Origin of the sequence: Bacillus sp. 220_BSPC (genome assembly GCF_001054655.1) — a bacterium.
Lineage (GTDB): Bacteria > Bacillota > Bacilli > Bacillales > DSM-1321 > Peribacillus > Peribacillus frigoritolerans.
The window spans coordinates 38,111-52,391 of record NZ_JVPL01000078.1 but is presented as its reverse complement, the minus strand read 5'-3'; the positions used below and the strand labels follow the sequence as shown (position 1 = coordinate 52,391).

The 14,281-nt window shown below is 43.4% G+C and carries 13 protein-coding genes; all 13 read left to right on the top strand.

The window, feature by feature from the left end; genetic code table 11:
• The 13 genes from ADA55_RS04590 to ADA55_RS04530 all read left to right on the top strand — a co-directional run bounded on the left by ADA55_RS04590 (nucleotide 1) and on the right by ADA55_RS04530 (nucleotide 14,270).
• Nucleotides 1-1,047, top strand: a complete 1,047-nt coding sequence (locus ADA55_RS04590) for a TRAP transporter substrate-binding protein (RefSeq protein ID WP_048679759.1) — start codon at nucleotides 1-3, stop codon at nucleotides 1,045-1,047.
• Between the two features lie 24 nt (nucleotides 1,048-1,071).
• Nucleotides 1,072-2,322: a lactate racemase domain-containing protein gene (locus ADA55_RS04585; RefSeq protein WP_048679757.1), complete on the top strand. Its 1,251-nt coding sequence runs from the start codon at nucleotides 1,072-1,074 to the stop codon at nucleotides 2,320-2,322.
• Nucleotides 2,323-2,386: 64 nt separating this feature from the next.
• Nucleotides 2,387-4,591, top strand: coding sequence for a dihydroxy-acid dehydratase (locus tag ADA55_RS04580; RefSeq protein ID WP_048679755.1), 2,205 nt, complete (start codon nucleotides 2,387-2,389; stop codon nucleotides 4,589-4,591).
• Nucleotides 4,592-4,654: 63 nt separating this feature from the next.
• Nucleotides 4,655-5,422 (top strand): IclR family transcriptional regulator, encoded by a 768-nt coding sequence (locus ADA55_RS04575; RefSeq protein WP_048679752.1) that lies wholly within the window; start codon nucleotides 4,655-4,657, stop codon nucleotides 5,420-5,422.
• Between the two features lie 31 nt (nucleotides 5,423-5,453).
• Complete coding sequence (locus ADA55_RS04570; protein WP_048679749.1) at nucleotides 5,454-6,341, top strand: fumarylacetoacetate hydrolase family protein; 888 nt, start codon at nucleotides 5,454-5,456, stop codon at nucleotides 6,339-6,341.
• A gap of 11 nt (nucleotides 6,342-6,352) precedes the next feature.
• Entirely contained in the window at nucleotides 6,353-6,652 is a 300-nt protein-coding gene (locus tag ADA55_RS04565) for a UxaA family hydrolase (protein WP_048679745.1), read from the top strand.
• A 4-nt stretch (nucleotides 6,653-6,656) separates the two neighbouring features.
• Complete coding sequence (locus tag ADA55_RS04560) at nucleotides 6,657-7,814, top strand: UxaA family hydrolase (protein WP_048679869.1); 1,158 nt, start codon at nucleotides 6,657-6,659, stop codon at nucleotides 7,812-7,814.
• A gap of 21 nt (nucleotides 7,815-7,835) precedes the next feature.
• Nucleotides 7,836-9,305, top strand: a complete 1,470-nt coding sequence (gucD, locus tag ADA55_RS04555; RefSeq protein WP_048679742.1) for an alpha-ketoglutaric semialdehyde dehydrogenase GucD — start codon at nucleotides 7,836-7,838, stop codon at nucleotides 9,303-9,305.
• Nucleotides 9,306-9,372: 67 nt separating this feature from the next.
• On the top strand, nucleotides 9,373-10,521 hold the full coding sequence (gene dgoD / locus ADA55_RS04550) for a galactonate dehydratase (protein WP_048679740.1): 1,149 nt from the start codon (nucleotides 9,373-9,375) through the stop codon (nucleotides 10,519-10,521).
• Nucleotides 10,522-10,538: 17 nt separating this feature from the next.
• Complete coding sequence (locus ADA55_RS04545) at nucleotides 10,539-11,450, top strand: dihydrodipicolinate synthase family protein (RefSeq protein WP_048679734.1); 912 nt, start codon at nucleotides 10,539-10,541, stop codon at nucleotides 11,448-11,450.
• On the top strand, nucleotides 11,447-12,394 hold the full coding sequence (locus ADA55_RS04540) for a U32 family peptidase (protein ID WP_048679730.1): 948 nt from the start codon (nucleotides 11,447-11,449) through the stop codon (nucleotides 12,392-12,394). Before ADA55_RS04545 ends, ADA55_RS04540 begins: the two co-directional genes overlap by 4 nt.
• Nucleotides 12,395-12,432: 38 nt before the next feature.
• Nucleotides 12,433-13,392, top strand: a complete 960-nt coding sequence (locus tag ADA55_RS04535; protein ID WP_048679726.1) for a C-terminal binding protein — start codon at nucleotides 12,433-12,435, stop codon at nucleotides 13,390-13,392.
• A gap of 14 nt (nucleotides 13,393-13,406) precedes the next feature.
• Nucleotides 13,407-14,270: a fumarylacetoacetate hydrolase family protein gene (locus tag ADA55_RS04530; protein ID WP_048679722.1), complete on the top strand. Its 864-nt coding sequence runs from the start codon at nucleotides 13,407-13,409 to the stop codon at nucleotides 14,268-14,270.
• The last annotated feature ends 11 nt before the right edge of the window (nucleotides 14,271-14,281 follow it).

Genomic DNA, 14,281 nt, shown 5'->3' with positions numbered 1-14,281 from the left:
ATGAAAATGAATAATTTGTTCAAACGTTTGGCGGTTGGAGTACTACTACCTTCATTACTATTATTAAGCGCTTGTGGAAGCGGACAGAATGAAAGCGCTTCAGCTGACGGTATACAGGAAAGAACAATCAAAGCAGGGATCGGAAATAGTAAAATGCATCCACAAGGAAAAGGAATGGAGAAATTTAAAGAACTGGTTGAAGAAAAAAGCGGGGGGAAAATGAAAGTCCAAAACTTTTTTGATGCCACCCTCGGAGATGATCAGAAAATGACAGAAGCTCTTCAAGGTGGCTTACAGGAAGTAACTGTTCCTTCAACCTCACCACTTGTTGGTATGATTAAGGAATTTGGAATTTATGACTTCCCTTTTGTCTTTAATGATGAAGAAGAAGCTTATACAGTACTTGATGGTGCAGTAGGAAAAAAACTTTTGGATAAATTACCGGAACATGATTTAGTAGGTTTGGGATACTGGGAAAATGGTTTCCGAAGCTTAACCAACAGTAAACACCCTGTTAAAACGGCTGAAGATTTCAAAGGGCTTAAACTTCGTACCATGCAAAATGAAGTGCATTTAGATGCATTTTCAAAGTTAGGGGCGAATCCATCGCCGATGGCTTTCTCAGAAGTGTTTACTGCACTGGAAACAGGCACTGTTGATGGTCAGGAGAATCCACTCGCAACAATTCAAACGCAAAAATATAATGAAGTGCAAGAATACTTAAGTCTTACAAATCATGTTTATACACCATTTGTATTCCTTGTAAGTAAAAAGTTCTGGGATGACCTATCAGAACAAGAGCAAGAAATCATGAGTGAGGCCGCACAAGAGGCTGGAAAGTATCAACGGGAAGTTAACCAAAAAGAAAATGAAAAGGCACTTAAATATCTAAAAGAAGAAGGAATGAAAATCAATGAAGTAGAGCCGGAAGAAATGGAAAAAATGAAGAAGGCCATCCAACCAGTGACGGACGAATATGCCAAGAAATTCGGACCGGATCTTGTAGAGGAAATGATGAGCGAAGTTGAAAAAGTACGCGATAAATAATCCAGATTGTTTGGAGGATAGAAAATGGATATTATCTCTGAACTTTTACGTGAAATCCAATTACCGAAAATGGTCAAAGTGAGGCAGAATTTTCGTACACCTCAAATCGCTGATGTAGCCGGTGAGGTGAAGAAGGCGATAAAAGAAGCAGGTGTCTTATCAAGAATAAATGAAGAAGACAGGGTGGCAATTGCAGTAGGAAGCAGAGGGGTAGCGGACCTTCCTACATTAGTAAGAGAAACGGTGGCTGCCGTTAAGGAGGCGGGAGGTAATCCTTTCATCGTACCTGCAATGGGAAGCCATGGTGGTGCCACGGCGGAAGGGCAAATCGATGTGTTGCTTCAGCTGGGTATTTCAGAAGAAGCGGTTGGAGCGCCTATCAGGTCATCGATGGAAGTTATTAAACTGGATGAATTGCCAAATGGCCTCCCTGTCTATATTGATAAACTTGCTTACGAATCGGATAAAATCATAGTCATTAATCGGATAAAACCACATACAGCATTTCGCGGACCGGTTGAAAGCGGACTTATGAAAATGATAACTATCGGTTTAGGAAAGCAAAAGGGAGCCGAAGCTGCACATGCATACAGCTTTAAGTATATGGCGGAACATGTCCCTGAAATGGCTAAGGTTTCCTTGTCAAAAGCTCCTATCATATTTGGTCTTGCGTCGATTGAAAATGCTTATGATAAACCGGCGAAAATCGTCGCAGTCCCAGCTGAGGACCTGGAGGTAGTGGAACCGGGACTGTTGCTTGAAGCAAAATCATTGATGCCGAAAATACATTTCGATTCGATCGACGTACTTATTGTAAATGAACTCGGAAAGGATATTTCGGGGGATGGAATGGATCCGAATATAACGGGTAACTTCGCCACTCCATACGCTACCGGGGGACCAGACGTTAAACGGACCGTTGTACTTGGACTTACTGAAAAAACTCACGGTAATGCAAACGGCATCGGCATGGCTGATATGACGACGAAGGCCGTCATGAATGAAATCAAATGGGAAAAAGGCTATGCCAATGCACTCACAAGCACAGTGACAGATGTAGTAAAGCTCCCGATGTTTTTGGATACGCAGGAATTAGCTGTTAAAGCTGCCATCAAAACGTGCAATGCATTTGACTTAACTAAAGTGAGAGTCGTAAGAATAAAAAACACGCTAGAAATCGGTGAAATTTGGATTTCTGAAAGCATGATGGAAGAAGCTTTAAAAAACAAAAATTTAAAAATCCTATCAGAACCAGAAGAATTGGCACTAGACTAAAAACCTTCTTTACTATTTTTAGAGAATGGAAGAAATCATTTGAAATCAGAAAAGGAGCGCTGAAATGACACACCTATATCCACTAATTGATAACGGGATAAACCCTTACCGCGATAATGTACAGGGAAAAGCAAATGAACCCATTACGGTTGCAGGTCTGTTGGACCGTTCAAAGCTGACGCTTGGCTCCACATATGAAGGGGGCAAGCCTGATTGGACGCTTGAAGAAATTTATATGCGGCTAGAGAGGAATGCCCCGCGGATCGCAATAATCGGTGGTTCGTCCGATCATCCGGCCCATATAATGGATTACCAAACGTCAGCACGGGCAGCAATCCGCATTTGGCAAAACGGCGGTGTGCCGTTTCATTTCTCGACACCGGTGATGTGTGATGGCACGGCGCAAAACAATCAAGGAATGAGTTACTCTCTCCAGAGCCGAAACGCGGTTGCACAAATGGTTGTCAACCAGCTAGAAGCTCACAGTTATCATGGTGCATTCGTCATTCAAGGGTGTGATAAACAGCCTCTTGGTGTTGTAAGTGCACTCGCACATGTTGATCGTGTTCGTCGAAACCGTGGTGAAGCGCCCTTTTTCGCAACATTCGCACCTGCTCACGTATTGGAAGGCGGTTCGATTCCAGCTGACGTGATTGAAGAATTGGAAACTCTTGCGAAAAAAGCGGAAAGTAAAGGAGCAGCCGATGTAGCCGTAGATTTACGAGATACGATGGCATATATATTGCAATGTTCATCGAATACTGCTTTCCAGGGCGTGTTTGAACGGGCCTATGAACGAGGAATATTGACGAAGGAACAGCATAAATACTTTGAAATGAGACTTGCTGTCGCAACATGTGACGGGCAGGGAGGTGTATGTGCCTTTAATGGTACGGGGAATAGTTCACGTCATTTAGTGGCAGGCATGGGTCTCGTTCATCCAGCAGTGGAGCTATTGACCGATCCACCAACACAACGCCAGATTAACTCGGTGCTTGATAGCTTTGCCGGCATGATAAACGAAGAGCGCTACGGCGTGGCCAACATTGTCGCTGCGAACATAAAAAATGCAATCCGTATTCACAGCGCTTCGGGTGGTTCTACTAACTTAATGATGCATATTGTCGCAGGCATGCTTTATGCAGGATTCAAATTCAGTTTATGGGATCTTGACCGCATTCATCATTCACATCCAATTCCTGACTTATTTGATTACAGTCTGACAGAAGGAAGGGACATATATTCACTTGCGATGCAGTGTTGCAGCGGGAAAAGCAGAGGAATGGAAACACTTTTTCATGAACTTATTGAGAATGGTGTTCCAATGGATCAGGATGCGCCGACTGTCGCAGCAAAAACTTGGAAAGAACGTCTTTCGATCACAAGTAGCCTAAAAGCGGTTAATGTAAAGAAAAATCAGGTCATTTTATCCAATCCACGCCGTGGATTCAGCGGTGTTGATGTATTAAAAGGAAACTTCTTTGAAAGCGCCGTTGTAAAAATCAGCGGAATGCCGACACCACAGCTTGACCAATTCGACGATAAGCTTGCATTTGTCCTATATTACGAAAATGAAGATGATGCAAATAAAAGCCTGCTCGATTCGAATCTGCTTTCAAAAATAAAAGAGCAAAAGCTATTCGAACATAATCTATTGCTAGAATCTCTTAAATACAACAATGAGCCGGAATGGTCTCTTCTAAAAACCGCTACCTATGGGGAGTTATTTGACAGGATGGTTGAAGCAGGCACATTGAAAATTGCGGTTATTATCTCAGGGCAGGGGCCAGTGGCATTCGGAATGCCGGAAATGTTTACACCAATGCAACACATCAATGCAAATCGTGTTATGAAAAAAATCGCTACAATCATTAGCGACGGCCGCTATTCAGGAGTCACATATGGTGCTGCCATAGGACATATGACCCCGGAAGCGTATGAAGGTGGCGGCATTGGATTACTTAAATCAGGGGATGTAATTCACCTTCAGCTTCGTGATCGACGGATTGATTTTGTAGATTCTACTCAACTTCATTCTGGAAAGGTTATTCATGATTTTGCGGATCATTATAAAGAAGAAAGACAATCATTGGCAGCTGAACGCAAGCAGCGGATGAAAGTTAGACAAAAAATGGTTGCGGCAAGCAACAGGATGTTTGGGCATACAGATGCAGCAAATGGTGTTGTTCCAATCGCTGTCATTGAGGATGCGGTACTTGATTATGAACAAGATATTATAATCCATGAAAAAAAAGTAGAAATAAAGTGAGGTATGCTCGTCATAAATCCGATAAGATAAAGGTAGACAGAATGATAAAAGGAGTGAGGAACGATGCCTATCATCCAATCGGTGGAGCGTGCCTTGAAAATATTGGATTTATTTGATGAGCGTGAGCGTGAACTAACTATCACAGAGATAAGTAAGAGAATGAATTTACATAAAAGTACGGTTCATTCACTATTAAAAACCTTACAGGAGCATCACTATATTTCACAAGGCGAAGAAAATGGAAAATACTCGCTAGGATTAAAGCTATTGGAGAGGGGAAGCGTTGTTGTGACCCATCTCGATTTGCGCAATGTAGCAAGAAAACATCTTGAAGGGCTTTCAGCAACAACGAATTTGACGCTGCACCTTGTCATATTGGACGGGCAGGAAGGTGTCTATGTCGATAAAGTGGAAGGTACTGGGGTAACGGTCCTGTATTCCCGTATTGGCCGTCGTGTTCCGATTCATACAAGTGCAGTTGGCAAATCTCTTGTTGCAACCAAAACGGATAGTGAACTGGATTTGCTCTTGGACGGCTATGATTATACGGGACCGACAGAAAAATCGATTAGATCCAAGGAACAGTTTTTAGCCGAAATCGAAAAAGCACGCATTAATGGTTATTCAATGGATAATGAAGAAAATGAACCGGGCATTTTCTGTCTTGCCGTACCGATAAGAGATTATTCAGGAAAGGTAATCGCTGCAATGAGTGTATCGATGCCAGCTTCGAAAGTAAACGAAGAATCACATGAGTATTATGTACGTCTCTTAAAGGAATGCAGCAGTAAGATTTCGCAGGAGCTCGGTTATGAATATCAAAAAATATAAAAAGAGGTCTGCCATTAGGAGGAACTAACAAATGAGAATTATTCGCTATGTACATGAAAACAAAAAACAACTTGCTGCCGTGACAAACGAAAATAATGTGGTGGACCTTCCATTTACGGATTTTATGTCGTTGATTACAACGGCACGCTGTGAAAACAGAACGGCGTTTGACATTGTAAAACAAATTGTCGCTGAAGGGGAAAAACAGCCATTGGAAGGTCTTCAATTAACAACGCCGATCGACGCACCGGAAGTATGGGCATCTGGTGTTACGTATAAGAAAAGCAAGGAAGCACGTAACTACGAAGCAACGCAAGGAAAACTGGACCGCCAAACTTTCTATGACAAAGTTTATGATGCAGTGCGTCCTGAGATTTTCTTTAAATCAACTGCAGCAAGAACCGTAGGCCCGAATGACCCAGTATACTTGCGTTCAGATTCAAAATGGCAAATTCCGGAGCCGGAGCTTGGTCTTGTCATCGATAAAAAGGGAACGGTGCTCGGATATATCGCAGGGAATGACATGAGCTGCCGTGATATTGAAGGTGAAAACCCGCTTTATCTCCCACAGGCAAAAGTTTGGAAAAACTCTTGTTCCATTGGACCGGCCATCTTATTAAAAGAGGCTGTTCCGGATCCATATGAGCTTAAAATCATGTGCCGGATTTTTCGAAATGAAGAAAAAGTATTTGAAGGTGAAGCGAAAGTAAACCAACTGAAACGAAAATTAGAAGAGCTCGTCGACTATTTAGTCTTGGATAATACTGTATTTGACGGATCCGTTTTACTTACAGGTACATGCGTGGTACCGCCAAATGAATTTACATTGAAAGGCGATGACCGGATTGAAATCGAAATACCAGGGATAGGGGTATTAAACAACCCGGTTATCCAAAGTAAAGCAGTTCAAACCATTTAAGGGGTGACAAAATGAGCGAGTATAAAACACTTTACTTAAGTAGGAAAGATAGTGTAGCTGTCGCTTTAGCCGAAATCCCTGCAAACACATCAGTAGTTGTGAAATCAGACCTTGAAGAACTTGTCGTAGCCATCCTTGAACCGATTCGTTTTGGACATAAGTTCGCAGTCAAAGCCATCAAAGAAGGAGAAGACATAATTAAATATGGAGAAGTCATAGGTGCAGCCTCAGCTTTTATTCCCGCTGGTGCACATGTTCATGTACACAATTTAGAAGGCAAAAGAGGAAGGGGTGACAAAATTGCTGAATGAAAAAATGCAATTTTGGGGCTACCGCCGTCCGGATGGCCGCGTCGGTGTACGGAATCATGTACTGATTTTGCCAACGATAACATGTGCAACTCAAACAGCTCAGCGCGTCACGGAATTGGTGAGCGGAACCGTTACATTCATTCATCAGCATGGCTGTGCGCAAGTGGGCACTGATTATGATCAAACGGCCAGAACCTATGCGGGGATGGGCATGAATCCTAATGTATATGGTGTCATTGTACTCGGACTTGGCTGTGAAACACATCAGGCGCACCGCATTGGAGATGAAATTGCCAAATGCGGTAAACCAGTGGAAACCATATCGATCCAGGATCATGGAGGCACTCTTCAAACCATTGCCGAAGTATCTAAAATTGCGGTAAAAATGGTCCAGGATGCCTCGATGGTGCAACGGGAATTATGTGATTTTAGCGAGCTGATTGTCGGCACAGAATGCGGTGGGTCGGATGCATGCTCAGGCTTATCGGCGAACCCGGCAGTCGGACGTACAAGCGATTTGGTAGTTCAGCAAGGGGGAACCGCAATATTAGCGGAAACGACTGAACTCATCGGTGCTGAGCATTTGATCGCAAACAGGGCGGCAAACGGCCAGGTAGCAAAAAAAGCTTATGCGGTTATTAAAATGATGGAAGACCGCTCGATTCAAATGGGCGTAGACATCCGCACCGGAAATCCAAGTCCGGGAAACATTGAGGGAGGTCTCAGCTCACTAGAAGAAAAATCTCTGGGGGCAGCGACAAAATCAGGTACAACCAGATTGGAAGAAGTCATTGATTATGCACAGGTGCCCACGAAAAAAGGGCTAGTATGGATGGATACACCTGGCCATGACATTGAGCAATTGACAGGCATGGTCGCAGGCGGAGCCCAAATCGTTCTCTTCACTAGTGGAAGGGGCACGCCAACAGGATCTCCTATTTCACCCGTCATTAAAATCTCAACTAATACACCAATGTTTGAAAAGATGAATGAAAATATGGATCTGAATGCTGGGACCATTGTCGATGGGTTAGAAACCGTTGATGAAGTGGGCAGGCGCATTATGGAGGAAATTCAACACGTTTCAAATGGAAAACTAACAAAAGCGGAGATATTAAAGCAGCATGACTTTGGCATTTGGAGAATTGGACCGACATTCTAAACGTAAAAGGAGCTAAAGATTATGATATCAACTACATTTGCAACGAAAACATATAAAAATTTCATTAATAATGAGTGGGTGGATGCATCTTCTGGAAATACCATCGAAAGTATTAATCCTGCGGACAAAGAGCCGGTTGGCTACGTACAAAGCTCAACCGAAGAAGACTTGAATAAAGCTGTGGCTGCAGCGCATAAGGCAAAAAGGGATTGGCGCAGGCTCGGGCAATCTGCACGTGGACAAATCCTTTTTAAAACAGCCAATATATTGGAAGAAAATCTAGATGAAATTGCTGAAACCATGACTCGTGAAATGGGTAAAACATTTCCTGAAGCAAAGGGTGAAACGGCACGAGGTGTTGCAATCCTGCGTTACTATGCTGGGGAAGGGATGCGGAAAGACGGCGATGTCATACCATCATCCGATAAAGACGCACTAATGTTCACGAAACGGACCCCACTAGGTGTTGTAGGGATAATCACACCTTGGAATTTCCCAGTTGCAATACCCATCTGGAAAATGGCTCCAGCTCTTGTTTATGGCAATTCAATCGTATGGAAACCGGCTACTGAGGGAGCCGTTACGGCAGCGAAAGTCATGGAATGCTTTACCAAAGCAGGCTTTCCTGAGGGTGTTGTGAATTTTATTACCGGTAAAGGATCGATCATTGGCCAAGGACTCATCGATCATCCGCTTTTAAATGCGATCACATTTACCGGTTCTGAAAGTGTCGGTCAGAGCGTCGCAAAATCAGCTTCCGCCCGCGGAATAAAATATCAACTTGAAATGGGTGGAAAGAATCCAGTCATCGTAACGAAAGATGCAAACATCGACCAAGCTGTCGAGGCGGTCATCAGCGGTGGATTTCGTTCTTCCGGCCAGAAATGCACAGCTTCAAGTCGTGTAGTCGTTGAATCGTCCGTCTATGATGAATTCAAACAAAAACTGGTAAAGGCAGCAGCGAAAATTACAGTGGGCAACGGTCTTCAAGAGGGTATTTGGATGGGCCCATGTGCAAGCGAAAGCCAGTTCAATACGGTCACAGAGTACATTGAAAAAGGCAAGCAGGAGGGAGCAAAACTCATACATGGCGGGGAGATATTAACTGGCGGAGACTATGATAGGGGCTTTTTCATCACACCAGCGATTTTTGAAGACGTGACGTCCGAAATGGAGATTGCACAGGCAGAAATTTTTGGACCAGTTATCGCACTTATGAAAGCAACCGATCTTGCCGAAGCGATTGACTTGGCAAATAATACGAAATACGGATTGAGTGCCTCAATCTTCACATCAAATATTAGCTCAATTTTGGAATTCATTGATGAAATTGAAGCAGGTCTTGTCCGCATTAACGCAGAAAGCGCGGGCGTAGAGTTGCAAGCCCCATTCGGAGGCATGAAGGCATCAAGCACGGGTTCGCGAGAGCAAGGGGAAGCGGCGAAAGAATTTTATACAGCCATAAAAACGGTTTTTATTAAAGGTTCTTAACAGGTGCAAGGGAGGTTTCCATTTTTGAAAATCTCTCTTTCTTCAAAAAAACATTGCGAGGTGCTTGATGAAAATCATAAAAATTTCTTTATACAAAGTCCCGCCCCGCTGGCTGTTTTTAAAAATCGATACGGATGAAGGCATTTCCGGATGGGGAGAGCCTGTCGTGGAAGGCCGTGCTGAAACGGTTAAAGCAGCAGTTAACGAATTGACCGATTATCTGATCGGAAGAAATCCGAACGATATTGAAGACATCTGGCAAACTCTATATCGAGGTGGATTTTATCGTGGGGGGCCAATTTTAATGAGTGCCATTTCCGGCATTGAGCAGGCACTATGGGATATTAAAGGGAAATACTTCAATATTCCTGTATACCAAATGCTCGGCGGTAAAGCACGTCAAAAAATTAAAGTGTACTCATGGGTCGGAGGAGATCGACCGGTGGATGTAGTTGCTGCCGCACTAGGAAAACAGAAAGAAGGCTTCCTTGCAGTCAAAATGAACGCATCAGAAGAAATGAATTACATAGATAGCTTTTCAAAAGTAGAAGCGGTCGTCGAACGCGTTGCTTCAATCAGGGAAGCGGTTGGCAAAGACTTTGGCATCGGTGTGGATTTTCACGGGAGGATTCATAAAACGATGGCAAAGGTGATTGTGAAAGAACTCGAACCATACCGTCCAATGTTCATTGAAGAACCGGTGCTCCCGGAAAACAATGAAGCACTTCGTGAGATTGCCTGGCATACTACGTGTCCGATTGCGACGGGAGAAAGAATGTATACGCGCTGGGGCTTTAAGCAGCTACTTCAAGATGGTTATGTCGATATAATTCAGCCGGATCTGTCTCATACAGGTGGTATTTTAGAAGGGAAAAAAATTGCCGCAATGGCAGAAGCGTATGATGTAGCCATTGCGCCGCACTGCCCGCTCGGTCCAATGACTCTTGCTTCATCCCTTCATCTGGACGCAACGACACCGAATTTCATTATTCAGGAGCAAAGCCTTGGTATTCATTACAACGAAGGCATGGACATTCTCGATTATATGAAAAATCCAGAATTATTCGATTATGAAAATGGCTATGTGAACATTCCGGATAAAACGGGTCTTGGAGTGGAAATTGATGAGGAAAAAGTGAAGCAGGCAGCAGAGACCGGACATAATTGGAAAAACCCAATTTGGCGTAATGAAGACGGGAGTATCGCTGAATGGTAATAAAAGGAGGGAAAATAATGGACTTTCATGGCATCATTCCACCGGTAGTCACCTTATTTGATGAAACGGGGAACTTGGATTTGGAGTTGAACAGAAGGTATATCGACCTATTAATCTCACGGAATATTGACGGTATTTTGTTGATGGGTAGTTCAGGTGAGTTCTCCTCACTTACGACTGAAGAAAGGAAATTATATGTACGCGAAATGTTAAAGCACATTAACGGACGAGTGCCAGTTATGGTCGGAGTCGGGCATACCGCATTAAAAGAGGTGCATGAACTGACTTCTTATGCAGAAGAGCATGGAGCGAACGGCGTTCTCGTAGTAAACCCATATTACTGGAAGCTGTCTGACGAGCAATTATATCGACATTTTTCCAGTGTGGCGAATCATACTAATCTGCAAGTTTTCATTTATAACATCCCGCTCTTGACCGGACAAAATTTATCAATCGAATTGATTAAAAAATTAGCCCAAAATCATTTAAATATAGCAGGTATTAAAGAGACGGTCAGTGATTTCGGCCACCTTCGTCAAGTGCTGGCGGAAGTGAAGAAAGTTCGCAGTGATTTCAAAGTCTTCTCCGCGTTTGACGAGCATTTGCTTCCGGCTCAAATGATTGGTGCAGCTGGAAGCATTAATGGAAGCGCTGTCTTTGCCCCGGAAATATCCGTACATTTATATGAATCGTATCATAAAGGAGATCTCGCTGAAGCCCAGAAAAATCATCAAGTGATTTCAAAACTGATGGATGTGTACAATTACGGTCCGACATTTTTTACAGCCATGAAAGAAGCCGTTCATCAGCGCTGGTTTGACGTTGCGGCTGGACACCGTGCCCCATGCGATGTTTACCCTGCTGATTTGAGTGACAAAGTAGCTGTTCTCTTAAAAAATATAAATATGAAAGAAGGCGTCCAAAAATGAAAGAATCACGCGACTTGCTCGAACAATTAGGCTACCCATCTACTGATCTTAAAGAACTTCCTACATCAACGAAAACATTTCCGGATGGAGCTCAATATCGTATTGAACTACCAAGTGTAGAAGGTCCAGCTGCCCTAAAAGAAACATTGAAAGAAATTGACCGACTCGGTTTGACTATTCACCGGATATCCCAGGGCAGCGGCATCATGCTTCAAACGGATGAAGAAATTAAAGAAATGTGTGAAATGACAGCAGAGCGCGGCATGGAGCTCAGTCTGTTTGTCGGTCCCAGGGGTTCATGGGATGTCAGTGCGGGACCGCTTACGCCAGGAGGTAAATCTCAGGGAATCCGCCATGAAGGATCGGACCAGCTTGTTTATGCCATGGAAGACTTGAAAAGAGGAGCTGCACTTGGTCTTCGCGGTGCGTTAGTTGCGGATGAAGGACTCCTACTTTTAACGAAAGAAATGAAAAAATACGGACAGCTTCCGGAAGACTTTGTTGTTAAAGTATCGGTTCAAATGGGTTCAGCCAATCCAGTATCCGTTAAATTAATGGAAGACATCGGAGCGGATACCTACAACGTGCCACCTGCATTAACGCTGTCCAAACTTGCAGCGATCCGACAATCAATAAACATTCCAATTGATTTATACGTTGAAGTTCCGGATACCTTTGGAGGCTTTCTTCGCTATTATGAAATACCGGAAATTATCCGTGTATTGGCGCCTGTATACATTAAATTTGGTCTGCGTAATCATCCTGATGTATACCCTTCAGGGAAACAATGGGAAAGTACGAACATCTCACTCGCTCAAGAACGTGTACGCCGTGCCGCAATTGGTATTCAAATGATCGAACGATACTTCCCAGAAGCCAAAACATCGAAACTCGGTGCAGAAGGACTCGGTATTGCAAAAATTGAAAAGGCAGCAGCGAAATAGATGTCAGGTATTTATTACTATAAAGGAGTTTAGCCCAAATGCCCTTTAAAATATTATTAACGGATTATGAATTTGACCATTTGAAATATGAAGAAGAGATTTTTCAAAAAAGCGGTTTGGAAATCGATTTCATCAAAGCGCAATGCAAAACGGAAGAAGAAGTAATGGAGCAGGCAAAAGAAGCGGATGCAATTTTAAATCAATATGCTCCTATCTCACGCCGAGTCATTGAGTCGCTTGAGAACACGAAAATCATTTCCCGCTATGGTGTTGGCGTCAATACAATTGATCTCAATGCGGCTAAGGAAAAGGGGATAACTGTCGCCAATGTACCGGATTATGGCATGGAAGAAGTATCGAATCATGCATTGGCACTTTTACTTTCGTCGGCGCGGAAAGTGACACTGTTAAACAAGGAAGTGAAAAAAGGTAACTGGGACTTTAAGGTGTGTGTCCCGATTCACCGTTTTAATGAACAAACGGTTGGGGTTCTCGGCTTTGGCCGGATTCCGCGCCGTTTCATTGAAAAGGTGAAACCGCTCGGCTTTAAAACCGCTGCTTATGACCCTTTCGTATCGGCAGCAGACATGGCTGCTGTCGGGGTTCAAAAAATGGATCTCGACGAAATTATAGGCGAAGCCGATTATTTGTCGATCCATGTGCCCTTAATAGATGATACATACCACATGATCAATGAGGAGCGCCTTAAACAGATGAAGAGTAACGCGGTCATCATTAATACGGCACGTGGACCGATAATCGATGAAAAAGCACTTTCCTATGCACTTGAAAAAGGGATAATTGCAGGTGCTGCACTTGATGTGACAGAAAATGAGCCGGTCAGCATCGATAGCCCGCTACTCACAATGGACAATGTCATCATTACGCCTCACAGCGCCTGGTATTCTGAGGAAGCGATGGTTGAACTTCGTCAAAAAGCAGCAAGAAATATCGTTCAGGTCTTAAAAGGGGAAAAAACACCATACGCATTAACCTAAGAAAGGGGAAAAATATGAAAATAGCAACTTTTTCCGTGCAAACCGAACAGCACATCGGTCTTGTTAAAGATGATCAAATTATCAGCTTAACGGCTCTCTGTCCAGAAGAATTTCCTGCTTGCATAAAAAAATTTATAGAACGAGGAAGCGAGTTGCGTTCACGTGCTGAACAGATAATCGAGCAACGGGTAAATGACGATGCAATATTCAAACTGTCAGAAGTAAATATCCTGCCGCCAATCGCAAAGCCGGATAAAATCATTTGCGTAGGACTTAACTATTTTGATCATTGCAAGGAATCCGGGATGGAGCCTCCTGAATCACCGGTCATTTTTTCGAAATATGCTAATGCCATTGCCGGGCATAATGATGCGATTGAAATTCCGATTAATTCAACCGAGGTCGACTTTGAAGCAGAGCTTGCGTTTGTCATTGGTAGAGAAGCGAAACGTGTGTCAGAAGAAGAGGCGGATGACTACGTCTTTGGCTACACGATTATGAATGATATCAGCGCCCGAGATTTGCAATTTCAGGACGGTCAGTGGTCAAGAGGCAAAACGGCGGACACATTTGCTCCATTTGGTCCAGTTATCGTGACAAAAGATGAAGTGGGTGACCCCCACAATCTAGCGATTTCGCTTGAATTAAACGGTGAAATTATGCAGGATTCCAATACAAGCAACCTAATTTTTACGGTTCCGAAAATCATTTCATTTCTATCACAGTCCATGACACTAATGCCAGGTGATTTGATTGCAACTGGCACGCCACCAGGCGTTGGAATGGGAAGGAATCCGAAAATCTGGTTGAAAAACGGTGACCGGATGAACGTCAGCATTGAGAAGATCGGTACGCTTTCTAATCACGTAATAGCATGACAAGAGAAAGA